The 21956-nt window shown below is 59.5% G+C and carries 22 protein-coding genes; 12 read left to right on the top strand and 10 right to left on the bottom strand.

What is annotated here, in order from left to right:
* Position 1: 1 nt before the first annotated feature.
* Entirely contained in the window at positions 2-1726 is a 1725-nt protein-coding gene (locus ACYZT4_RS25365) for an acetolactate synthase 3 large subunit (RefSeq protein ID WP_461983672.1), read from the bottom strand.
* Between the two features lie 400 nt (positions 1727-2126).
* Here ACYZT4_RS25365 and ACYZT4_RS25360 point away from each other — a divergent pair, with 400 nt between their 5' ends.
* From ACYZT4_RS25360 to ACYZT4_RS25350, 3 genes are all read left to right on the top strand, one after another.
* Entirely contained in the window at positions 2127-2549 is a 423-nt protein-coding gene (locus tag ACYZT4_RS25360) for a DUF4124 domain-containing protein (protein ID WP_461983670.1), read from the top strand.
* A gap of 66 nt (positions 2550-2615) precedes the next feature.
* Positions 2616-2912, top strand: coding sequence for a transposase (locus tag ACYZT4_RS25355; RefSeq protein ID WP_461981154.1), 297 nt, complete (start codon positions 2616-2618; stop codon positions 2910-2912).
* A 35-nt stretch (positions 2913-2947) separates the two neighbouring features.
* Entirely contained in the window at positions 2948-3742 is a 795-nt protein-coding gene (locus ACYZT4_RS25350) for an IS3 family transposase (protein WP_461981152.1), read from the top strand.
* Positions 3743-3882: 140 nt separating this feature from the next.
* Here the strand turns inward: ACYZT4_RS25350 and ACYZT4_RS25345 are convergent, their stop codons facing one another.
* Genes ACYZT4_RS25345 through mrcB form a run of 3 tightly spaced genes read right to left on the bottom strand, consistent with a single transcriptional unit; the run spans position 3883 to position 7293 of the window.
* Positions 3883-4218 carry a YqcC family protein gene (locus ACYZT4_RS25345; protein WP_461983669.1) on the bottom strand — a complete coding sequence of 112 codons (336 nt, stop codon included), beginning with the start codon at positions 4216-4218 and terminating at the stop codon, positions 3883-3885.
* A complete protein-coding gene (locus ACYZT4_RS25340) occupies positions 4218-4952 on the bottom strand; it encodes a hypothetical protein (protein WP_461983667.1) in 735 nt (244 codons plus the stop codon). The genes ACYZT4_RS25345 and ACYZT4_RS25340 overlap by 1 nt, the downstream gene beginning before the upstream one ends.
* 16 nt (positions 4953-4968) lie before the next feature.
* Positions 4969-7293: a penicillin-binding protein 1B gene (gene mrcB / locus ACYZT4_RS25335; protein ID WP_461983665.1), complete on the bottom strand. Its 2325-nt coding sequence runs from the start codon at positions 7291-7293 to the stop codon at positions 4969-4971.
* Positions 7294-7410: 117 nt separating this feature from the next.
* On the opposite strand from mrcB, the gene ACYZT4_RS25330 reads away from it, so the two are divergent.
* The 4 genes from ACYZT4_RS25330 (at position 7411) to ACYZT4_RS25315 (ending at position 10735) form a co-directional block, all read left to right on the top strand.
* Positions 7411-8967 (top strand): bifunctional aminoglycoside phosphotransferase/ATP-binding protein, encoded by a 1557-nt coding sequence (locus ACYZT4_RS25330; protein ID WP_461983663.1) that lies wholly within the window; start codon positions 7411-7413, stop codon positions 8965-8967.
* Positions 8968-9057: 90 nt separating this feature from the next.
* On the top strand, positions 9058-9402 hold the full coding sequence (locus ACYZT4_RS25325; protein WP_461983661.1) for a pentapeptide repeat-containing protein: 345 nt from the start codon (positions 9058-9060) through the stop codon (positions 9400-9402).
* A 244-nt stretch (positions 9403-9646) separates the two neighbouring features.
* Positions 9647-9919 (top strand): TfoX/Sxy family protein, encoded by a 273-nt coding sequence (locus ACYZT4_RS25320; protein WP_007971093.1) that lies wholly within the window; start codon positions 9647-9649, stop codon positions 9917-9919.
* 15 nt (positions 9920-9934) lie between these two features.
* The gene (locus tag ACYZT4_RS25315; RefSeq protein WP_461983659.1) at positions 9935-10735 is read left to right on the top strand and encodes a Crp/Fnr family transcriptional regulator; all 801 of its coding nucleotides are present in this window, start codon (positions 9935-9937) and stop codon (positions 10733-10735) included.
* A 245-nt stretch (positions 10736-10980) separates the two neighbouring features.
* Here ACYZT4_RS25315 and ACYZT4_RS25310 read toward each other — a convergent pair whose 3' ends face one another.
* Genes ACYZT4_RS25310 through ACYZT4_RS25295 form a run of 4 tightly spaced genes read right to left on the bottom strand, consistent with a single transcriptional unit; the run spans position 10981 to position 14527 of the window.
* Positions 10981-11832 (bottom strand): ChaN family lipoprotein, encoded by an 852-nt coding sequence (locus ACYZT4_RS25310; protein ID WP_461983657.1) that lies wholly within the window; start codon positions 11830-11832, stop codon positions 10981-10983.
* A gap of 21 nt (positions 11833-11853) precedes the next feature.
* On the bottom strand, positions 11854-12621 hold the full coding sequence (locus ACYZT4_RS25305; RefSeq protein WP_461983656.1) for a heme ABC transporter ATP-binding protein: 768 nt from the start codon (positions 12619-12621) through the stop codon (positions 11854-11856).
* Positions 12621-13604 (bottom strand): FecCD family ABC transporter permease, encoded by a 984-nt coding sequence (locus tag ACYZT4_RS25300; protein ID WP_461988800.1) that lies wholly within the window; start codon positions 13602-13604, stop codon positions 12621-12623. The genes ACYZT4_RS25305 and ACYZT4_RS25300 overlap by 1 nt, the downstream gene beginning before the upstream one ends.
* 50 nt (positions 13605-13654) lie before the next feature.
* Entirely contained in the window at positions 13655-14527 is an 873-nt protein-coding gene (locus tag ACYZT4_RS25295) for a heme/hemin ABC transporter substrate-binding protein (protein WP_461983654.1), read from the bottom strand.
* A 165-nt stretch (positions 14528-14692) separates the two neighbouring features.
* On the opposite strand from ACYZT4_RS25295, the gene ACYZT4_RS25290 reads away from it, so the two are divergent.
* Positions 14693-15010 (top strand): Rieske (2Fe-2S) protein, encoded by a 318-nt coding sequence (locus ACYZT4_RS25290; protein WP_461983652.1) that lies wholly within the window; start codon positions 14693-14695, stop codon positions 15008-15010.
* On the opposite strand, the gene sfsA is transcribed toward ACYZT4_RS25290, so the two are convergent.
* Both sfsA and ACYZT4_RS25280 read right to left on the bottom strand, forming a co-directional pair.
* Positions 15007-15720 (bottom strand): DNA/RNA nuclease SfsA, encoded by a 714-nt coding sequence (gene sfsA / locus ACYZT4_RS25285; protein ID WP_461983650.1) that lies wholly within the window; start codon positions 15718-15720, stop codon positions 15007-15009. The two genes, ACYZT4_RS25290 and sfsA, sit on opposite strands and share 4 nt — an antisense overlap.
* Positions 15720-16892 (bottom strand): pyridoxal phosphate-dependent aminotransferase, encoded by a 1173-nt coding sequence (locus ACYZT4_RS25280; protein WP_461983648.1) that lies wholly within the window; start codon positions 16890-16892, stop codon positions 15720-15722. The genes sfsA and ACYZT4_RS25280 overlap by 1 nt, the downstream gene beginning before the upstream one ends.
* Positions 16893-17225: 333 nt before the next feature.
* Here ACYZT4_RS25280 and dksA point away from each other — a divergent pair, with 333 nt between their 5' ends.
* The 4 genes from dksA (at position 17226) to ACYZT4_RS25260 (ending at position 21949) form a co-directional block, all read left to right on the top strand.
* Entirely contained in the window at positions 17226-17666 is a 441-nt protein-coding gene (gene dksA / locus ACYZT4_RS25275; protein ID WP_247293426.1) for an RNA polymerase-binding protein DksA, read from the top strand.
* Between the two features lie 203 nt (positions 17667-17869).
* On the top strand, positions 17870-18757 hold the full coding sequence (gene gluQRS, locus ACYZT4_RS25270; RefSeq protein ID WP_461983646.1) for a tRNA glutamyl-Q(34) synthetase GluQRS: 888 nt from the start codon (positions 17870-17872) through the stop codon (positions 18755-18757).
* 77 nt (positions 18758-18834) lie between these two features.
* Positions 18835-19011 (top strand): hypothetical protein, encoded by a 177-nt coding sequence (locus tag ACYZT4_RS25265; protein ID WP_003176118.1) that lies wholly within the window; start codon positions 18835-18837, stop codon positions 19009-19011.
* Positions 18995-21949 (top strand): sensor histidine kinase, encoded by a 2955-nt coding sequence (locus ACYZT4_RS25260; RefSeq protein WP_461983644.1) that lies wholly within the window; start codon positions 18995-18997, stop codon positions 21947-21949. The genes ACYZT4_RS25265 and ACYZT4_RS25260 overlap by 17 nt, the downstream gene beginning before the upstream one ends.
* Positions 21950-21956: the final 7 nt, after the last annotated feature.

The following is a 21956-nucleotide window of genomic DNA, read 5'->3' as shown; positions in this document are numbered from 1 at the left end:
ATTAAGTACGCTCCGTCTTGCTCAACCACATATCGCGCATGGAGCCGTCTTTGATCTGCATCGGGTAGACGTGCTCGCTGGTATCAACCGAAACATCGATGATCACCAGACGATCTTTCATGGCGAACGCTTCTTCCATCTTCGACTTCAAATCTTTCGAGTCGGTGATGCGCACGCCGACGTGACCGTAGGCTTCTGCCAGCTTGACGAAGTCAGGCAGCGACTCCATGTAGGAATGCGAGTGACGGCTGCCATAGCTCATGTCCTGCCACTGGCGAACCATACCCAGAACACCGTTGTTCAAGATGACGATTTTCACCGGCAGACCATATTGCAGACAGGTGGACAGTTCCTGAATGTTCATCTGGATACTGCCCTCGCCCGTTACGCAGACGACGTCGGCATCCGGGAAGCTCAGCTTGATACCCATTGCAGCCGGGAATCCGAAGCCCATGGTGCCCAGGCCACCGGAGTTGATCCAGCGGTTCGGCTTGTTGAACGTGTAGTACTGCGCCGCGAACATTTGGTGCTGGCCCACATCGGAAGCGACATAGGCATCGCCCTTGGTCACTTCGCACAGGGTTTCGATCACAGTCTGCGGCTTGATGACGCTGCCGTCGCCCTTGTCGTAAGGGAACAGGCCGCGATCACCGCGCCACTCATCAACTTGTTTCCACCAACTGGCAACGGACTCCTTGTTCGGGGTCTCGCCGATTTCCTTCAGGATCGCGACCATTTCGGTCAGGACGCTTTCGACCGGACCGACGATAGGTACGTCGGCCTTGATGGTCTTGGAGATCGAAGCCGGATCGATGTCAATGTGAATGATCTTGGCATTCGGGCAGAACTTGGCCGGACCGTTGATCACGCGGTCATCGAAACGTGCGCCGACGGCGAGAATCACGTCAGCATGGTGCATCGCCAGGTTGGCGGTGTAGCTGCCGTGCATGCCGAGCATGCCGATGAACTGACGGTCGGTGCCAGGGTAGGCACCCAGCCCCATCAGCGTATTGGTCACGGGCAGGTTGAGCATCTTCGCCAATTCGGTAAGTGGCGCGGAGCCACCACCGAGGATCACACCGCCGCCTGCGTACATCACGGGACGCTTGGCCGCCAGGAGCATTTCGGCTGCCTTGCGGATTTGCCCGGAGTGACCGCGAACAGCCGGGCTGTAGGAACGCAGCTTGGCTTTCTTCGGGAAGATGTATTCGTACTTTTCGGCCGGGTTGGTCATGTCTTTCGGGATATCGACAACGACAGGACCAGGACGACCGGATTGCGCCAGGTAGAACGCTTTCTTCATGACTTCCGGGATTTCCGACGCGTGCTTGATCATGAAGCTGTGCTTCACGATAGGCCGGGAGATACCGATCATGTCGGTCTCCTGGAACGCATCGGTGCCTACCATGGTGCTAGGCACCTGGCCGGAAATGACCACCATCGGAATGGAGTCCATGTAGGCCGTGGCAATACCGGTGATCGCGTTGGTCGCGCCCGGGCCGGACGTCACCAGTACCACGCCGGCTTTACCGGTGGCACGGGCGTAGCCGTCAGCCATATGGGTCGCAGCCTGCTCGTGGCGAACCAGGATGTGAGTCACTTCCGGTTCTTTGAACAGGGCATCGTAGACATGAAGAAGAGCACCACCCGGGTACCCGTAGATGTATTTGACGCCTTCGTCACGCAAAAAGCGGACGAGCATCTCACCGCCAGATAAAAGCTCCACGTTGTTCACCTCTAAAACGCCAGAATACCGCCCACATACAAGAGGACGGGTCTTAATAGGTTTACTTCTCGGCAGAGCATGAGCGACGGTGGTCGCCGACTACGTCAGCACTGACTGAGCAAGTATTGGGATCGTCCCAAGTGTTGCGGGGCTTTCCCACCCAGCGCGAGGTAACGCGTTGCGGGTGTAACAGGTCGGCGCGGATGTGCGCCTCATGATCTGCCGAGTGGGCCTGCTTCTGGCAGTCCCTCTACAGCGGACTTGGGATTCTTCTGTTTCGTCCCCCGCAAGTCAAGTCGTCAATGTGCTTTATTGAAGTAAGCGCATGAGAAAGCAAGAAAAAACCGTGAAACAGCAACTGTGTTAGCTTCAATTGCGCAACCCAATACAAGGAAATGGCATGCGAACGTTTTTCCTGGCCGCCAGTCTGCTGATCGGCATCAGCCCTGTGTGCATGGCCGCTCAGATTTACAAATGGATCGATGAACAGGGCGTCACTCACTTCGATGCGCAACCGCCGCAAGGTCGCGAAGCCACGACCGTAGTCACGCCCTCCTCCCCTTCGGAGAAACCGGCTGCGCTGCCAAACAGCAACACGATCGGCGACCAGAAGGCCATTGATCAGTCGGTGAAAAAGCAGGTCGCGGAGCAGCAAGCGAAGTTGAACGCGTTTTGCGAGCAGGCCCGGACGAATCTGGCGCAATTGCAAAACAATCCACGGATACGGGAGGAAGTGGACGGCGAGATGCGCAGGCTGACCGACGAACAACGTCAGGAACGCACCGCCGAAGCGCAGCGACAGATCACCGAACACTGCCTGTAGGAGCCGAGCTGTTGTGGCTCAATGTTTTTGGACCATGATGTAGGAGCATCGATCTAAGGAAGCATCATGGGATATCGCATTGTAAATATCGGGGAAAAAGCGGAGGCCATTCGCTTGGTTGTGGAGATGAATTGCTCCATACCTGAAGCCTGCAAGCTAACGGGAGTTGGACCTACAGCTCTACGCCGATGGGTTCTGCTCTGGCGTCGGGAGCATGCGGGGATTTCACAACCCTCTCGGCCACAGGACCAGGAACTGATCGAGTCGCTACAGGCAAAATTGGCGCTGGTCGAAGCCGAGAACCAAGTATTAAAAAAGCAATTGCCCTCTCATCTGAAGGTTCTGTTCAGTCGAACCAAGTGATTGACGGCGCTAGAGGGGAAGTGTCGATTAGACGCATGTGTCTGGTCTTAGGCTTGGCCCGCAGTAGCTATTACGCGAAACGTAAACCCAAGCCGCCTCGTGTTATCGAGAGTGGCTTGGAGATGAAGATTCGTGCGCTGCATATAGAGCATCGCGAAGCTTTAGGGGCCCGCGGCTTATCCAAGGAGTTGAGAGCGGAAGGCATTTTTATCGGACGCCACCGAATGCGCTCCTTGATCAAGACCCTTGATTTAGCTAGGCGCCGGCCACGTTACGCTCACTATCGTCGCGCCACCAAACCAAGTATCACGGCGCCGAACATACTTGATCGTCGCTTTAATCCGGTCCAGCCAGACACGCTCTGGGCAGGCGATATCACCTACATCAAAGTGAGGGATAGCTGGTTATATCTGGCCGTAGTGATGGATTTATTTTCCCGCCGAATTGTGGGGTGGGCCTGTTCAAGAACTGCTGACACAGACTTGTCGATCAAAGCGCTGAAATTGGCGGTAGCGCTGCGCAGCCCAATGCCTGAGCTGTTATTTCATTCAGATCAGGGCTGCCAGTACACCGCTGAGAGGTTTTCAGCGTGTCTGGCCGAAAGCCGAATCGTCCACAGCGTGAGTCGTCGTGGCAACTGTTGGGACAACGCGGTAGTAGAGCGTTACTTCAGAACGCTGAAGCACGACTGGATGCCAGAAAATGGTTACCAAAGTCACTTTGAGGCGGAAAAGGATGTGATCGACTTTGTGTCGCACTACAACCATCGCCGTTGCCACACCGCATCGAATAACCTGCCGCCTGCGCTCTTTGAGCAGCAGGCGGTCTAAAACTCCTACGGAGTGGTCCAAAAAAACTGGACCCCAACAAGCTTGCTCGCGATGGACGTGAACGATTACACGTTCGATCTGAAAAAACGCGTCGTCGTTACGTTTTTCGCGAACAAGCTCGCTCCTGCAGAGCGGCCTGATCAGCGGGACGCGGTAATCAGCAGGTCGAACTCTTTGAGTAGCACTTGCAACTGCCGATCCCGGCCCTGAACATCGCGGCCGGCGAAGACCATCTCGGCCATCTCCTGAATCCCCGACGCATTGGGCAGCGGCAAATCCTGCTCGAGGATCATCTTCATGCGCGGCAGGAAAATCCATTGCAGCCACTGCTCGAAATCCAGCGTATCGACCGAAAACGGCTCGACGCTGGACAAGGCTTCAACTGAGGGCGAAACCTCGTCCCACCACCCCTGAACACGCAACTCGCGCTCGATCAACAGCAACTGCTCGGCGATCTTCGGAAAACGTATGTCCATCACGACGAAACCTTGGCCTTCTGACGGGCCAATGATGCGCCTGCGGAATCACCCTGTTTCTCACGCGCCTGGGCGATCAATTCCCACAGACTGGCCTGAAGCGCCGGACGACCCGCGGCGAACGTCAGCCCGCGACGGGCAAACTGCTCGGCTTGTGGCGCATCGCCTTGAGCCATGCGCACTTGCGCCAGACGATAAAGCACTTGCGGTTCACGCGGCGCGACACGTTGAGCGCGCTCGAGGCTGGACGAGGCACCATTGAGGTCGCCGCCGGCCTGTTGCTGTTGAGCGGTGGTCAGCAAGGCCAACACCGGACCGTCCAGTTGTTCGTCGGCGGACAGGCCGCCGGAGCTGGACGACGGAATCCCGCTCGGGGTCGATGGCATGCTGTAACTGCCCTGATTGACCGGTGCCGATTGCACCGGCGAGGTGTCGATGGGACCGGGGGTAATCGGGCCCGGGGTAATCGGCGACGTACTGATCGGGGCCGATGCAACTGCGCCGCCACCCGGCACCATCACGACGACGCCGGTATCGCCTTGCGGAATCGCCTGGGTCTGGGATTGCACGGGACGCTTGACCGTCGTTTGACGGTAACCGCCATTGGCCGATATCCGTTCACTGTTGGACACGGCGCTGCCGGAGTCCACAACCGGAATCGAGCCGCGCTGTACGCTAGAACAACCGCTGAGCAAAGCCACGGCGGCAACCGCTGGAATCAACCACTTGTTCACTTGAAATCCTCTTCGCTTAGTTCATCCAGCCTTTGACCCAATCCATCACCGTTTCGCCGGAAGCAGGGCTGTCGCCACCACACGCGGCGCCGGGAGGCGGTTCGCTGCCGCGAATATACGGCATCTGCACGGCGCCTGGGCAGTTGGCATCAGAGCCTTGTCCGGTACGCGAATCGACCCAGGCCTGAACCACGTTGTCCGGCTGCGGCATGTCGAGCGGCAACGGATCGGCCTTACGCATGAAACTGGTCCAGACCTGCAACGCACCGGTGGCACCGGTGAACGGTGTCTTGCCGTTATCGTCGCGCCCCAGCCAGACCACTGCCAGCAAATCCTGACTGAAACCGGCGAACCAGCTGTCTCGCGAATCGTTACTGGTACCGGTCTTGCCGGCCAGCGTCAGGGTTTTCGGCAACACGTTGTAAACCGAACTGCCGGTGCCTTCACGCATGACCCGCTGCATCGCGCTTTGAATCAGGTAAATAGAAGCGGGATCGAAACGCTGCTGAATCTGGAACGGATAGCGCTTGAGCGGCTCACCTTCGGCCGTCAGTACGCTACGAATCCCGCGCATTGGTGTATTGAACCCACCGTTGGCCAAGGTCTGATACATGGTCGCCACTTCAATCGGGGTCATGCCGCCGGCGCCCAGCAACATCGACGGGAACGCCGGGAACTCGCGACTCACACCCAAGCGAGCAAGGGTCTTCAACACGTTCGGCACGCCCACCGCCAACCCGAGACGCGCGGTCGACAGGTTGTAGGAATGCGCCAGTCCCTGGTAAAGGAAAACCGTGCCATGGGAACGACGATCATAGTTCTGCGGCTTCCAGACCTGACCGTCAGCGCCTTTGATCGAAAAAGATTCGTCAGACAGCCAACTGGTCAAGGTGTACTGGCTCGGTTTCTCCAGGGCTGTCAGATAAACCGCCGGCTTGATCAGCGAACCAATCGGTCGCACCGCATCCAGCGCCCGGTTGAAGCCGGCGAAACTTGCCTGACGACTGCCGATCATGGCCTGGACTTCACCGGTTTCCGGGTTGGTCACCACCATCGCCGCTTCAACATCATCGGCGCCTTTGCGCCCGGACAAGCGCTTGAAGGTGTCGTTGACCGACGCTTCAGCCTTCATCTGCAAAATCGGATCAAAACTGGTGAAGATCCGCAGTCCTTCCTCGGTCAAATCTTCGTCGCGATAGTCTTCACGCAACTGACGTTTAACCAGGTCGATAAAACCGGGGAACGAGCTGTCAGCCAACTTGCCACGCGTCGTCACGCCCAAGGGCATTTTCTTCGCTGCGGCGACCTGCTCGGCGGTGGCGACACCTTGCTGTTCAAGGACATCGAGCACCAGATTGCGCCGCTCAAGCGCGCGCTCCGGGTTGCGACGCGGGTTGTAGTAGGACGGCCCCTTGACCATGCCCACCAGCATCGCGACCTGATGCAATTTCAATTCGGATAACGGCTGAGCGAAGAAGAACTGGCTGGCCAGACCGAAACCATGCACCGCGCGCTGACCGTCCTGACCAACGAACACTTCATTGAGGTAAGCCTCAAGAATGTCTCGTTTGTCGTAATGCAGTTCCAGCAACATCGCCATCATGGCTTCGGTGAGTTTGCGGGTCAGGCTGCGTTCGCTGGTCAGGTAGAAGTTCTTCACCAACTGTTGCGTCAGCGTGCTGCCGCCCTGGGTCATCTTGCCGCCAGAGGTGTTGACGTAGATGGCGCGGGCAATCGACTTCGGCGACACGCCCCAGTGGCTGTAGAAATCCCGGTCTTCGACGGCAACCAGGGTTTCCAGCAAATACGGCGGCACCTGATCGATCTTGATCAAGATGCGGTCTTCGAGATTCTTCGGGTAAATCCCGCCGATCAACAGTGGCTCGAGACGAACCACAGACAATTTCGAACCGTTGGTCGCCGAGAGTTCGGCCACGTAGTCGCCGGAGAATCGCACGCGCACGGGCTGGGCTTTCTCCAACCCTTCATAGAATTGGAAGCCACGGGTGTTCAAGTCGACTGTATTGCCGTTGACGGCAGCGGCGCCGGGGCCGTTGCTCACGCTTTCGCGACGATAGCCCAAGGCATCGAGTTCGGTGAGGAAGTCGTCCTTGCTCAACTTCTGCCCGGTGAACAGTTCCAGTGGGCGCGCATACACCTTGGCCGGAATGGTCCAGCGCTTGCCTGAGAACTTCTCCTGGACGATGGCGTCGAGGTAAACCGCAAATCCGGCGAGCACGACAAGGCCGACCAGACTGAGTTTAAGGGCCCAGCCCAGCCAGGGGCGCAGGCCTCTGGAAGGTGGTTTTTTGGGAGTGCGGGGGGATCGAGTACGAGTCATGGCGCCGGATTATACGCATTTTATTCATACTCAACAGGCGACCTCCGAGGTTTGCGTCGGGCGGACTTGCGGCCATAATGGCGGCCGTGAATTTTCCCAGACCCTGAAGGAACGCCTGTGAGCCAGTCCCTGATCGCCGCCCTGCAAAACCCGGCCCTTTACCCGCATCCGGTAGACGGGTTCCAGGTCATCGAGACCCACATTTCCTGGGTCATCCTCACAGGTCCCTTTGCTTATAAAGTGAAGAAGCCGGTCAATTTCGGCTTCCTCGACTTCACCACCCTCGATGCCCGCGAGCATTTCTGCACTGAAGAGCTGCGCCTGAACCAGCGCCTGACTCGTGATTTGTATCTCGAAGTGTTGCCTATCACCGGCAGTGCCGACGCTCCACAGCTGGGTGGTGAAGGCCCGGCGGTCGATTTCGCCCTGAAAATGCGTCAATTCCCACAGAGCCAGCTGCTCAGTACGCTGCAAGCAAACGGTGAATTGACCACTGCGCACATCGACGAGATGGCCGCGCAAATCGCTCAATTCCACCTCACTGCGCCAAAAGTCTCCGCCGAGCATGAAGCCGGCACGCCGGACAGCGTCATGGCGCCGGTACGCCAGAACTTCGAACAGATCCGCCCGTTCCTGAGTGACAAGGTTGACCTGCTGCAACTCGATGCGCTGCAGGCTTGGGCCGAAAGCAGCTTCGAACGTCTCAAGCCACTGTTTGCACAACGCAAGACCGAAGGGTTTATCCGCGAATGCCACGGCGATATCCACCTGGGCAACGCCACGGTCATCGACGGCAAGGTCGTGATCTTCGACTGCATCGAATTCAACGAACCGTTCCGCTTCACCGACGTCTACGCCGACACCGGTTTCCTGGCGATGGACCTTGAAGACCGTGGTTTGAAGAGTCTCGCTCGTCGTTTCGTCAGCCAGTACCTGGAGCTGACCGGCGATTATCAGGGCCTGGAACTGCTGAACTTCTATAAAGCCTACCGCGCTCTTGTTCGCGCGAAGGTAAGTCTGTTCAGCATGCCGGCCGAAGCTGACCCGGTGCAGCGCGCCACGACTCTGCGCCAGTACCGCAACTACGCCAACCTGGCGGAAAGCTACAGCACCATTCCTTCGCGTTTCATGGCCATCACCCATGGCGTTTCCGCTGTCGGCAAGAGCCGCGTCGCCATGCGGCTGGTGGAAGCGTTGGGCGCAATCCGCTTGCGTTCCGATGTCGAGCGCAAACGCTTGTTCGGCGAGCAAACCGTTGCGAACGCTCCGCAGGCCGGTATCTACAGCGCCGACGCCAGTGCCGCGACCTACACGCGCCTGCATGAAATCGCCAGCGTGATCCTGCGTGCCGGTTTCCCGGTGGTGATCGATGCCACTTACCTCAAGCGCGATCAGCGCGACGGCGCGGCAAAAATCGCCGAAGCCACTGGCGCGCCGTTCCTGATCCTCGATTGCAACGCGCCACAAGCGGTCATCGAAAGCTGGCTGGCGCTGCGTCAGGCAGACGACACGGATCCGTCCGACGCCAACTTGGCCGTTATCGCTGCTCAGCAAGCCAATCGGGAAGCGCTGACGCCGGCCGAGATTCTCTGCAGCAAACGCGTTCAGACCAATGAAAGCGGAACACTCGACGCTGTCGTTGCGCAGATTCGTCAACGCTTGCCGGGCCTGTAAAAACTATTTCAGCCGTGAAGCCGCCTTCGGCTTCACGGCTGTCAAATAGTGGCACTATACTGGCGTCATAAAACCAACCGGTGATTTGACATGAACCAGCCGAAAATTCTCGACACCCCGCTTTACGCCTTGCTGCACAAAGACGACATCACTGGTTTCAACAAAGAGCGTCCACCAAGCGGGCCTATCGACATGGTCGGTGGTGACTTCCGCGGCCTCGACCTGCGCGAACTGAACGCCGACGGCATCGACTTCACCGATGCCTATTTCCGCTCCGCCGATTTGCGCGGCATCGATTTCACGCATTCCAAGCTTGAAGGTGCAAGCCTGGCCCACGCGCAGATCTCGGGCGCCTACTTCCCACCGGAACTGAGTGCTGACGAGATCCTGATGTCGATGAATTTCGGCACACGCCTGCGTTATCGCACCCGTTAAAAACGACTGATGACTGAAAAAGTCCGGCGCCCCCGCTTTGCGCCGGACTGTGGGCATTTTCCGCTCTCAGACTGAATTCTCCCCCTCGCTTCCTGTCACACTTGCGCACAATGGCACCTCTCCTTGAGCGTGCCTCTTAGAAGCTTTTGCTCCGAAACCGACCAAACAAGCACGCTTTTCCTACTGATGGCTACACTCCTCAGAAGCTTGCCCACGCACAGTTCGGCCGTCGCAAGGAGGCTTGATGAATGATGAACTGCAGCACCTGAAAAATCTTGGCAAGACGTCGGCGCAATGGCTGCATGCAGTGGGCATCCACAGCGCCTCGGACTTGCGTCGCCTGGGGGCGGTGGATGCTTATCGGGCCGTGCGTACACGCGGGTTTCGAGCATCCAAGGTGTTGTTGTATGCGATCGAAGGCGCTTTGATGGATGTGCACTGGAACGACATTCCAGCCGAGCGCAAGGAAGCGTTGAATAAACAGCTGGAAGCTATATCGTCACGCCACAAGAACTGAACAGGCTCTGCCGACATGTATTTGCTTGGGGAACAACCGGCTTACGCCGATGCACTGATCAATCGTCTGCAAAGCATTCCCGCGCGCCTGCTGGAACATCTGTCCCCCTGTGGGCCGGCGCTGGAGTTTGCAGCGGTCGACAACCTGACCGCCGCGCTGCCTGGCGATCAATTGTTCGTGCTGGAAAGTGGCCTGCTGCACGGCTGCATCGACGAACGCCCACTGTTTTATTTGCATGAGGGCGATCTGGTCGGCTTGCGCCAGGATGCCGAATTGCCGCGCTGGCGCCTGTGCACGGACAGTCCGCTGGCGCTGACGCCCTATCGGCGGTCCGAGGTTTTCCGGCACATCTATGCCGACCCGGAACGCTCGGAACTGTTCCTGCAATACCTGGCCGGGCAGACCGCTCTCTTGACCGACGCCGTCGCTCGCCTTAAACAACCCGAGTTTCGCAGCACCAACGGCTTCAAGCGCGTGGCGCGCGACGAGGTGCTGATCCATCAGGGTGATGAGGCCGATCACGTGTTCGTGATCATAGAAGGCCATGCCGAGGCGTTTGTCGACGGCCATAAAGTCGGCGATGTCCCGCGGGACGAAATTTTCGGCGCGATGGCGGTATTCACCGGCGAGAAACGTAATGCCACTGTCATCGCCAGCGAACCGAGCACCGTCATGCTGATCCCCAAAGACCAGTTTCTCAGCCTGACCCAGAGCAACCCGAAGATTGCCCACAGCCTGATCGAAAGCATGGCCCGACGCATTGATCAGCTGAACAGACAGGTCACGCAGTTCGCAAACCTCAATCAAAAAGCCTGAAACCCAACGACTACGAGGACTGTAGGCGATCCGAAGACAAATTTTAAAGAAATGAAAAATCAGCGGTTGACTTGGTAATGAGAATCGCTATGATTATCACAACTGGTCGCGAGACTGGTCGATATTTGAAAAGCCCTTGGTTCGGACTCTCAGATATCTCCTCATCAGGCTAATCACGGTTATTTGACCCGGCTCTTGCCGGGTCTTTTTTTGCCTGCGATTTTTACCTACGAAACATACCCGGCCTACTTGCCGAATTGCTTGCGCATCTGCGCACAGTAATCCGGCGCCGGCATGGCGGTTGTGTACCAGACGTAATCAGCCATCGCCGCCGTGACCTCACCGCCCTCTTGCGACAACATCAATACCGTCGGCGGTTCAGTCGCGCCAAGATCAAGCACATGGATCGGAACACCCACATCCTTGCGCGCGTGATACGCACCGGCAAACAGCAACGCAGGCGCAGGTGCCGCCAGCAGCTGCTCGGCCATGCGCCGGTCACGTTGTTGCTGGACGGCGAGCATCGCCGGGAGTTGCGAGGCGGGCAGCAAGCCGCAATGGGAGCCACTGATCTGCTCCAGCAACTCAGCCTTGACCGGTGCGGCATTCGCTCGAGCGCCACTCAATGCCGGCGGCTGGGCGTAAACAGCCCGCACCTCGACGATGTCGAGGTTGGCGGACAGCAGTGGATACGGTTGAACAAGGGCGAAACGGACAATCGGGCCGTACAGATTCCAGTCCCAACCGTCCTCCCACGCCAGTGCACCGGGCAAATTGGCGGGCAGCGTCGAGGCGTGGCGTACGTCATCCACGCGCAGTTGTTGATTCGGGGTGAGCATTTCCAGGAGCAGACTGCCTTGCGGGCGCTTCTGCCCCAGTGCCTCCAATAACCAGCGTTGCAGTTGATGGTGCTCACGATTGTCGTGTTGCTCACCAACGATCACGCGTGAAGGCTTCGCCAGTTGCACCAACAACTCCCGTGCCGTCAGCGTCTGACCGGTGCGTAAATCGCGAATCTCGCCGACGACCGGCGGCGGCACTGCGACATGCTGACAAGCACTCAACATCAGCACAGTCAGAATCACCAGAACACGCATGTGCTCACCCCTTTTGAACATTCAGCGGGCGATGATCAACGGATGCCCGCGCTCCGGATGCCGTTGCACCAGCACTTCCAGGCCGAATACTTTTTTGAGCGGTTCCGGACGCAACACCTGTTCAGGCGTATCGAGCACGACCGGGCAGCCATCTTCGAGCAACAGCAGACGATCACAATAGCGCGCCGCCAGATTCAGATCATGCAGGATCACCAACACCGCCCCACCGCGATCAGCGAACTCGCGCACCGCTTGCAGGGTGGTGTGCTGATGCAGGGGATCGAGCATTGAGGTCGGCTCATCGAGCAGCAGCGTTTGCCCCGCCTCCCCCGGCCAGAGTTGCGCCAGCACCCGTGCCAAATGCACCCGCTGACGCTCGCCACCGGACAGCGCCAGATAGCTGCGACCACTCAAATGCCCGGCATCGGCGGCCTGCAACGCGGCGGCGACAACTTCATCATCGCGGGCCCGGCCGGTCTGGTGCGGCAAGCGGCCCATGCCCACGACTTCTTCTACGCGAAAGGCGAAGTCCAGCGTGGAAACTTGCGGCAATACCGCCAGACGCTGCGCTCGCTGGACGCCGGTCCACTCACGCAACTCACGGTCATCGAGCCATACGCTGGGATGATCAGCCTGCAAGTCGCCACACAACGCGCCCAGCAGCGTGCTTTTGCCGGCACCGTTAGGTCCCAGCACGCCAAGGATTTCTCCCGGTTTGAGCTCAAGGGTGATGTTTGTCAGGACGAGCTTGCGGCCTCGACGAATGTGCAGATTTTGCGTTCGCAACATCAGGCACGTCCTCGCAGCAATAAATAAAGGAAGACCGGCGCACCGATCATCGCGGTGACAATGCCGATCGGCAACTCTGCCGGCGCCAGCGCCAGCCGCGCCGCCAGATCGGCGAACAACAGGAGACTGGCGCCGGCCAGCACCGAGGCCGGCAGCAGCACCCGATGATCGGGACCGGACAGCAGACGCACCAGATGTGGCACCACCAGCCCGACGAAGCCAATCATTCCCGCCGCCGCCACGGCTGCGCCAACCCCTAGCGCCGTGCAAAACACCAATTCGCGCTTGAGCTTTTCGACGTCGATGCCAAGGTGACCGGCCTCCGACTCACCGAGTAATAACGCATTCAGCGCCTTGGCCCGACGCGGCAACCACAGCGCCACGCCCGTACTGATTAACAGCAACGGCCAGAGTCGCGCATAACTGGCACCGTTCAGACTCCCGAGGTTCCAGAAGGTCAGCGTACGCAGGGTCGTGTCGTCTGCCAGATAGGTAAACAGCCCGACGACCGAGCCGGCCAGCGCGGTCAATGCGATCCCCGCCAACAGCATGGTAGCCACATGGGTCTGCCCGTTGCGTCGACCCAATCGATACACCAGCGCCGTAACCCCGAGCCCCCCCAGAAACGCACACAGCGATAACAGATAAGGCCCGAGGTACTCAGGCAGCCCCCCGAAGGCCGAGCCGCCGACAATTGCAATCGCCGCGCCTAATGCCGCGCCACCGGAAACCCCCACCAGCCCCGGATCGGCCAGAGGGTTGCGGAACAACCCCTGCATCGCCACGCCCGACAACGCCAGCACACCACCCACCGCCAATCCCAACAAGGTCCGAGGCAAGCGAATCTGCCCAAGGATCAGCTCAGCCTGCTCCAGCCCATCGGGCGCGATGGGCAAACCGATCAGGCGCAACGCGGCGCGCAAGGTATCCAGCAAAGGCAGGCTCACCGGCCCCAACGCCAACGACAGCCAGATCGCCAGCAAACACAGCAGGCTCAGACCGATGAATAACGAGCGTGGTTTTACCAGGAGGGTCATTGCGCAGCCGCGCCGGGATAGAAACCTTCGTTGATTTTTTCCAAGGCATCGGGCAATCGTGGGCCGAGCCCGCCCACCAGCAGCGTCGGATCAAGCTCCATGACGCGGTTGTTTTTGGCGGCGCGGGTCGAGGACAGGATCGGATTTTCCGTAAATAAGGCGGCACGCGCTGCCTCGCCGGCCAATGTGCGATCGGCAAACACCAGCACCTCGGGGTCGAGGCTGATCAGGGATTCGTTGGAAAAAGGTTTGTAACCGGTGTGCGTCGCCAGGTTGTGTCCGCCGGCCTTCTGGATCAGCCAATCGGCGGCGGTGTCCTTGCCGGCGATGAGCGGCTTGCCGCCGGCGTGACCGATCAGCACCAGTACGCCCGGCGATGGTTGCGTCAGTTGCGCCTTGGTCACGCGGATTTTTTGCTGATCGAGTTGTTGTTGATACGCCTGGAACAGTTGCGCAGCCTTGTCCTGCGCACCCAACAATTTGCCCAAATGCTGCAGATTGCCTTGCAGCGCCGGCAGATCGGGCTGGGCCGAGAACAGTTCGACTTGGACGCCGGCGGTGCGAATCTGCGCCAGCACTGGCGGCGGGCCCATTTCTTCGGTGCCAACCAGAATTTGCGGGCGCAGGCTTAACACGCCTTCTGCCGACAACTGCCGCTGGTAACCGATGCTCGGCAACGCCTTGAGGGATGGCGGGTGCTGGCTGGTGGTATCGACGCCGACCAATTTCGATTCGCCACCCAGCGCGCTGACCCATTCCGACAGGGCGCCACCGGCGCTGACCCAGCGTTGTGGCAACTCGGCCGCCGTGGCGTAATGGCTGACAAACAGTCCGACACACAACGCGGCAACGCGGGAACTCAGGCGCATAAACAGCTTCCTTTTCGGTTTTCCCAGGCATCGAGATGACAGGCCACGTATCCTCGGCTTCTGGCACCTCCACCCGACGGGCAAGGCGGCCATTTGATAATTGTTTGCATTTGCACGTCAAGCTCGGACATTTCCTACAACGCACTGCGACATTTGAGGATAAACATGAAGTTTCTTTGCGCCGGCGCTGCCCTGGCCGACTCCAGCAGTCGCGGTTTCGACATCGACGGCCAGAAGCTCTTTGCCGTGCGCCGGGAGAGTCAGGTCTACGTCTATCTCAACCGCTGCCCGCACCGGGGCGTCGGGTTGGAATGGACGCCCGACCAGTTTCTCGACCCCAGTAACAGCCTGATCCAGTGCGCGACCCACGGCGCACTGTTCTTGATCGAGGACGGCGAATGCGTGTCGGGTCCATGCGCGGGACAATTCCTCACCGCCGTCGAATGCCGCGAAGACGCGCAAGGCGTCTGGGTCAGCGTTTAACCGTTGAGCAACACGTCCAGGCGTCGGTCGACCACCATTTCTTCATGAGTCAGGCGCACCCCATACGCCAACACCTCGACCCCGCACGCCACCGCTTCGCGCAAGGCCGCTGCGTAGGCCGAATCGATTTCTTCGGCGGGACGCACGGCATCGATGCCCGTGAGGTTCACGCAATACAACTGCACTGCGCGAATACCGTCCCGGGCCAGGTGAGCCAATTCCCGCAGATGCTTGGCCCCGCGCTGAGTCACCGCATCGGGAAACGCCGCGACTGAAGTGCCCTCGAAACCCAGGGTCACGCTTTTGACTTCCACATACGCCGGCCCGCTCGGGTAATCGAGGCGGAAATCGATGCGGCTGTTTTCCTGGCCGTAGGCGACTTCACGCTTCAACGCGGTAAAGCCGTTGAGTTCGGCGATAACGCCCGCCATCAGCGCTTCTTCAATCAACCCGTTAGCTCGCCCGGTGTTCACACAAAACAACCGGCCTTGCGGGGTTTCACCGATTTCCCAGGTGCCGGGCAACTTGCGTTTCGGATCGTTGGAGCGACTGAGCCACACCTGTCCGCCTTCAACCTGGCAATTGAGCATCGAGCCCGTGTTGGGGCAGTGAATGGTCAACAACTCGCCGTCAACGGTTTCGATGTCGGCGAGAAAACGCTTGTAACGTCGGATCAGGCGACCTTCTTCGAGGGGAGGGTTAAAGCGCATCAGCCTTGCCAGCTCCGCAGACCACGCGCGATGCGCTCAACCGCTTCCTGCAAACGCGGAAGACTTTGGGTGTAGGCAAACCGAACGTGGTGGCCGGCCTGATAACGCCCGAAGTCAAGACCCGGCGTGATCGCTACGTGTTCTGTCTCGAGGAAATAACGGCAGAACGCGAAGGCATCACCGCCGAACTTGCCGATATCGGCATACAAATAGAACGCACCTTCCGGCTCTACGGCGATGCCGAAGCCCAATTCCCGCAACGCGGGCAGAAGGAAATCACGGCGACGACCAAACTCGGCGCGCCGCTCTTCGAGAATGGCGATGGTCGCGGGTTCGAAGCACGCCAGCGCGGCATGCTGAGCCATGCTCGGCGCACTGATGTAGAGGTTCTGCGCGAGTTTTTCCAGCTCCCCGACCGCCGCTTGCGGCGCGACCAGCCAGCCGAGGCGCCAGCCGGTCATGCCGAAATACTTCGAAAAACTATTCAGCACGAAGGCGCTGTCATCGACTTCCAGTACGCTGGCGGCATCGGTGCCGTATGTCAGGCCGTGATAGATCTCGTCCACCACCAGATGGCCATGACGTGCCTTGATCGCGCTCGACAGCCCGGCCAGCTCGTCGCGGGTCAGGATCGTTCCCGTCGGGTTGGCCGGCGAGGCCACCAAAGCGCCAACGCTGTCGTGGTCCCAATGACGCGCGACCAGGTCCGGCGTCAGCTGATAACGCACGTCTGGACCGACCGGGACCAGCTGCGCCGCCCCTTCTACCAATCGCAGGAAATGCCGGTTGCAGGGATAGCCAGGATCGGCCAGCAGCCAGTGTTTGCCCGGGTCCACCAGTAACGCGCTGGCCAACAGCAATGCGCCGGAACCTCCAGGAGTGATGAGAATTCGCTGCGGATCGATGTTCAAACCGTAACGCTGTTGATAGAAGCTTGAAATCGCCTCGCGCAGCTCCGGAATTCCGCGGGCGGCGGTGTAACGGGTTTTCCCGGCCGTTAGTGCAGCGTGCCCGGCCTGGATGATCGGCTCGGCGGTGGTGAAGTCTGGCTCGCCGATTTCCAGGTGTATCACGTCGTGGCCGGCGGCCTGCAGTTCATTGGCTCGCGCCAGCAGTGCCATGACATGGAACGGTTCGATCGCGCGACTGCGGGCACTATAGGACTGAGCCATTAGCCTTCCTTCAACGGGGAAAAAACCGATTCTACCCAAGCGCAGGAACGAGCGAGAACCTAAAGCTGTCAGACGCCTAGAGACCCTGGACACAAACGACTCATGCGAGTGCGCATGGTTTGACTAAAATCATTAATTGATCAGGTCTCCACCACCACCAGACAAGGCTTGGCATTCTTTTGCAAGCACCTCGGGCCACTACCGCGACATCCGGGAGTAGCGCGGTCCGTTTTGATCTGGTAAGTTCGCCCGCTTGCAGCCGCAGGGCCGGCAGGTGTCGGTGATGGAGCAATCCTGCGCAGATGGATTACAAGAGTAGAGGCGGTCCATTTCATGCCCACCCAAGCAAAGCAGCAAAACCAGTCGATCAGCGGCTTCGAACCCTACGTACCAGTAAAGGGTGAGGAGTACATGGGCAAGCCCATGCGCGCGCACTTCACCAAGATCCTGAACAAGTGGAAACAGGACTTGATGCAGGAAGTCGACCGCACGGTTGATCACATGAAAGACGAAGCGGCCAATTTCCCTGACCCGGCGGATCGTGCCAGCCAGGAAGAAGAATTCAGCCTTGAATTGCGCGCACGCGACCGTGAGCGCAAGTTGATCAAGAAGATCGACAAGACGCTGCAATTGATCGAAGACGAAGAATATGGCTGGTGCGAGTCTTGCGGCGTCGAAATCGGCGTCAAGCGACTGGAAGCCCGCCCTACCGCCGACATGTGCGTTGACTGCAAGACCCTGGCGGAAATCAAGGAAAAGCAAGTCGGCAAGTAATTGCGGCTTGAACGAAGAACGGAGCGTGCGAACGCTCCGTTTTTGTTTCTGAAATTTGCCCCGGCACAAACCCCTGAGGGAGCGGGCTTGCTCGCGAAGGCGTTGTGTCAGCCAACATCAATAGTGAAGTTGATGGCCCCTTCGCGAGCGAGCCCGCTCCCACAGGGGGTCTGCCGTAATCCTGGATACGTAACATTGCCATCATGACTGCCCCCGCCTACATCGGCCGCTTCGCCCCCACACCCAGTGGTCACCTGCATTTTGGTTCGCTGGTGGCGGCCCTGGCCTCGTACCTCGACGCCCGTTCGGCGGGAGGTCTCTGGCTGATGCGTATGGAAGACCTCGATCCGCCAAGGGAAGAACCCGGTGCGCAGGCCGCTATTCTCCAAGCGCTGGAAAGCTACGGTTTCGAGTGGGATGGAGAAATGGTCCGACAGAGTGACCGGCACGAGGCCTACGCCGAAGTGCTCAATCGCCTGTTCAATCATGGCCTGGCTTACGCCTGCACCTGCTCGCGCAAACAATTGGAGCCGTATCACGGCATCTATCCGGGGCTGTGCAGAAATGCGGGCCACGGCATTGAAGACGCGGCGATTCGCCTTCGCGTGCCCGAACTCGAATACCACTTCATCGACCGGGTACAGGGCGAATACCGCCAACACCTGGGGCGCGAGGTTGGCGATTTTGTGATCCGCCGTCGCGACGGTCTCTGCGCCTATCAACTGGCCGTGGTGCTGGATGACGCCTGGCAAGGCATCACCGACATCGTCCGTGGCGCCGATTTGCTGGACTCCACACCGCGCCAGCTCTACTTGCAGGAATTGCTCGGCCTGCCACAACCGCGCTACCTGCACATCCCGCTGATCACCCAGCCCGATGGCAACAAGCTCGGCAAGTCCTACCGTTCGCCGCCGCTGACCGCCGATCAGGCCACACCTTTATTACTGCGGGCGTTGCGCGCACTCGGGCAAAATCCCGGCGCCGAACTGGCCTACGCCACACCGCGGGAGGTGCTGGACTGGGGCATCGCCCACTGGGATGCCGCGCAGATCCCGCGCACACTCAACCTTCCCGAAGCGCAACTACAGTGATCACACTTGCAGTGGCGCGCCCATCCGTTACCATCGCCGCACGTTTTCGGGCACGCGCATAAAAAAGAGAGGCCGGGATGTACATCTATCGCTTGGTCCTGCTTTTGGTAGTGGGGATTTACCTGTTCTCCCCGGCCATCATGGATTGGTGGATCGACGCCACTGGCGCCTGGTATCGCCCTTATCTGCTCTGGCTGATTCTCATTGTCGTGACCTTCATCCTGCAGAGCCAAAAAGATGCCGATGAGCTTTAGCCTGACCCAGATGATCCTGATCAGCGCCGCGTACCTGGCGGTGCTGTTCGGCGTCGCCTGGATCAGCGAACGGGGCATGATCCCCCGGGCGATCATTCGCCACCCGCTGACGTACACCCTGTCCTTGGGCGTCTACGCCAGTGCCTGGGCGTTTTACGGCACCGTCGGTCTGGCCTACCAGTACGGCTACGGATTCCTCTCCAGCTACCTCGGGGTCTCCGGCGCATTCCTGCTGGCGCCGGTGTTGCTGTACCCGATCCTGAAGATCACCCGTACCTACCAACTGTCGTCACTGGCCGATTTGTTTGCGTTCCGCTTCCGCAGTACCTGGGCCGGCGCGCTGACCACAATTTTCATGCTGATCGGTGTGTTGCCGCTACTGGCGTTGCAGATTCAGGCGGTCGCCGACTCCATTGGCATCCTCACCCGCGAGCCGGTGCAGCATCGCGTGGCCCTGAGCTTTTGTGCACTGATCACGCTGTTCACGATTTTCTTCGGCTCGCGCCACATCGCTACCCGTGAGAAGCATGAAGGCCTGGTGTTCGCGATTGCCTTTGAATCGGTGATCAAGCTCATCGCAATTGGCGGCGTTGGCCTGTACGCCCTGTATGGCGTGTTCGACGGCCCGCAGCAGCTGGAACTGTGGCTACTGCAAAACCAGACCGCCCTCGCCGCCTTGCACACACCGCTGCAAGAAGGCCCGTGGCGCACACTGCTGCTGGTGTTCTTCGCTTCGGCGATTGTGATGCCGCACATGTACCACATGACGTTCACCGAAAACCTCAACCCGCGCTCGCTGGTCAGCGCGAGCTGGGGCCTGCCATTGTTCCTGCTGCTGATGAGCCTGGCCGTGCCGCTGATTCTCTGGGCCGGCCTGAAACTCGGCGCCACGACCAATCCTGAATACTTCACGCTGGGCATCGGCATCGCCGCCAACAACAAGGCGTTGGCGCTGTTGGCGTATGTTGGGGGATTGTCGGCTGCCAGCGGCCTGATCATCGTCACCACCCTCGCGCTGTCCGGCATGGCACTGAACCACTTGGTGCTGCCGCTCTATCAACCGCCCGCCGAAGGCAATATCTACCGTTGGCTGAAGTGGACCCGCCGAGCGTTGATCGTCGCGATCATCATGGCCGGCTACGGCTTCTACCTGCTGCTGGGTGCAGAGCAGGATCTGGCCAACCTCGGCATCGTCGCATTCGTGGCGACGCTGCAATTCCTGCCGGGCGTACTCTCCGTCCTGTATTGGCCAACCGCCAACCGCCGCGGCTTCATCGCCGGTTTGCTCGCGGGGATTCTGGTGTGGCTGGTGACCATGCTGTTGCCGCTGGTGGGCAACCTGCAGGGTTTCTACATTCCGCTGCTGAACATGATCTACGTGCTGGACGACACCAGTTGGCACATGGCGGCCATCGCGTCGCTCGCGGCCAACGTGCTGATGTTCACCCTGATCTCGCTGTTCACCAACGCCAGCCCCGAAGAGGCTAGCGCCGCCGAGGCCTGCGCCGTGGATAACGTGCGTCGCCCGCAACGCCGCGAACTGCACGCCGCCTCGCCCCAGGAGTTCGCCACGCAACTGGCCAAGCCCTTGGGCGCCAAGGCTGCGCAGAAAGAAGTCGAACAGGCACTGCGCGATCTCTACTTGCCGTTCGATGAACGCCGGCCTTACGCCCTGCGCCGCTTGCGCGACAGGATCGAAGCCAACCTTTCCGGCCTGATGGGCCCAAGCGTGGCGCAGGACATGGTCGAGACCTTCCTGCCTTATAAGGCCGGCGGCGAAAACTACGTCACCGAAGACATTCACTTCATCGAAAGCCGTCTCGAGGATTACCACTCGCGCCTGACCGGCCTCGCCGCCGAGCTCGACGCCCTGCGCCGCTATCACCGTCAGACCTTGCAGGAACTGCCGATGGGTGTGTGTTCGCTGGCCAAGGATCAGGAAATCCTCATGTGGAACAAAGCCATGGAGGAGCTGACCGGGATTGCCGCGCAGCGTGTGGTCGGCTCGCGCCTGAGCACCATCGGCGATCCGTGGAAAGAATTGCTGCAAGGCTTTATCAATCTGCCGGACGAGCATTTGCACAAGCAGCATCTGGCGCTGGATGGCCAGACCCGCTGGCTGAACCTGCACAAAGCGGCGATCGACGAACCGCTCGCGCCGGGCAACAGCGGCCTGGTGTTGCTGGTGGAAGACCTGACCGAAACCCAGATGCTCGAAGACAAACTGGTGCACTCCGAACGCCTGGCGAGTATCGGCCGCCTCGCTGCAGGTGTTGCCCATGAAATCGGCAACCCGATCACCGGCATCGCCTGCCTGGCGCAGAACCTGCGCGAAGAGCGTGAAGACGACAGCGAGCTGACGGAAATCAGCGGGCAAATCCTGGAACAGACCAAACGCGTGTCGCGCATCGTTCAGTCATTGATGAGCTTTGCCCATGCCGGTAGCCATCAGCACAGCGACGAGCCCGTCTGTCTGGCCGAAGTCGCCCAGGATGCCATCGGTTTGCTGGCCTTGAACCGACGCAATTTCGAAGTGCAGTTCTACAACCTGTGCGACCCCGATCACTGGGTCGAAGGCGATCCGCAGCGGCTCGCCCAAGTACTGATCAATCTGCTCTCAAACGCCCGTGACGCCTCGCCTCCCGGCAGCGCGGTGCGGGTAAAAAGCGAAGCTGGCGAGCACACGGTCGACCTGATCGTGGAAGACGAAGGCAGCGGTATTCCGAAGAACATCATGGACCGATTGTTCGAACCTTTCTTCACCACCAAGGACCCTGGCGAAGGCACCGGTCTGGGCCTTGCACTGGTCTATTCCATCGTTGAAGAGCATTATGGACAAATCACCATCGACAGCCCGGCTGATGTTCAAAGCCAACGCGGCACCCGTATCCGGGTGACCTTGCCGCGTCATGTCGAAGCGACGTCCGCTGTGAACTGAGACCGTC

This window comes from Pseudomonas sp. GB2N2, from assembly GCF_054897705.1.
This window is presented reverse-complemented; position numbering and strand designations above follow the sequence as displayed.

Bases quoted from the DNA above. Each gene is read 5' to 3' on its own strand.
- ACYZT4_RS25265 (WP_003176118.1), top strand. From the start codon at position 18,835: ATGTACATCTATCGCTTGGTCCTGCTTTTGGTAGTGGGGATTTACCTG.
- ACYZT4_RS25305 (WP_461983656.1), bottom strand. From the start codon at position 12,621: ATGTTGCGAACGCAAAATCTGCACATTCGTCGAGGCCGCAAGCTCGTC.
- ACYZT4_RS25290 (WP_461983652.1), top strand. From the start codon at position 14,693: ATGAAGTTTCTTTGCGCCGGCGCTGCCCTGGCCGACTCCAGCAGTCGC.
- ACYZT4_RS25350 (WP_461981152.1), top strand. From the start codon at position 2,948: ATGTGTCTGGTCTTAGGCTTGGCCCGCAGTAGCTATTACGCGAAACGT.
- ACYZT4_RS25295 (WP_461983654.1), bottom strand. From the start codon at position 14,527: ATGCGCCTGAGTTCCCGCGTTGCCGCGTTGTGTGTCGGACTGTTTGTC.
- dksA (WP_247293426.1), top strand. From the start codon at position 17,226: ATGCCCACCCAAGCAAAGCAGCAAAACCAGTCGATCAGCGGCTTCGAA.
- ACYZT4_RS25260 (WP_461983644.1), top strand. From the start codon at position 18,995: ATGCCGATGAGCTTTAGCCTGACCCAGATGATCCTGATCAGCGCCGCG.
- ACYZT4_RS25315 (WP_461983659.1), top strand. From the start codon at position 9,935: ATGTATTTGCTTGGGGAACAACCGGCTTACGCCGATGCACTGATCAAT.
- ACYZT4_RS25360 (WP_461983670.1), top strand. From the start codon at position 2,127: ATGCGAACGTTTTTCCTGGCCGCCAGTCTGCTGATCGGCATCAGCCCT.
- ACYZT4_RS25310 (WP_461983657.1), bottom strand. From the start codon at position 11,832: ATGCGTGTTCTGGTGATTCTGACTGTGCTGATGTTGAGTGCTTGTCAG.
- ACYZT4_RS25280 (WP_461983648.1), bottom strand. From the start codon at position 16,892: ATGGCTCAGTCCTATAGTGCCCGCAGTCGCGCGATCGAACCGTTCCAT.
- sfsA (WP_461983650.1), bottom strand. From the start codon at position 15,720: ATGCGCTTTAACCCTCCCCTCGAAGAAGGTCGCCTGATCCGACGTTAC.
- ACYZT4_RS25325 (WP_461983661.1), top strand. From the start codon at position 9,058: ATGAACCAGCCGAAAATTCTCGACACCCCGCTTTACGCCTTGCTGCAC.
- gluQRS (WP_461983646.1), top strand. From the start codon at position 17,870: ATGACTGCCCCCGCCTACATCGGCCGCTTCGCCCCCACACCCAGTGGT.
- ACYZT4_RS25345 (WP_461983669.1), bottom strand. From the start codon at position 4,218: ATGGACATACGTTTTCCGAAGATCGCCGAGCAGTTGCTGTTGATCGAG.
- ACYZT4_RS25320 (WP_007971093.1), top strand. From the start codon at position 9,647: ATGAATGATGAACTGCAGCACCTGAAAAATCTTGGCAAGACGTCGGCG.
- mrcB (WP_461983665.1), bottom strand. From the start codon at position 7,293: ATGACTCGTACTCGATCCCCCCGCACTCCCAAAAAACCACCTTCCAGA.
- ACYZT4_RS25355 (WP_461981154.1), top strand. From the start codon at position 2,616: ATGGGATATCGCATTGTAAATATCGGGGAAAAAGCGGAGGCCATTCGC.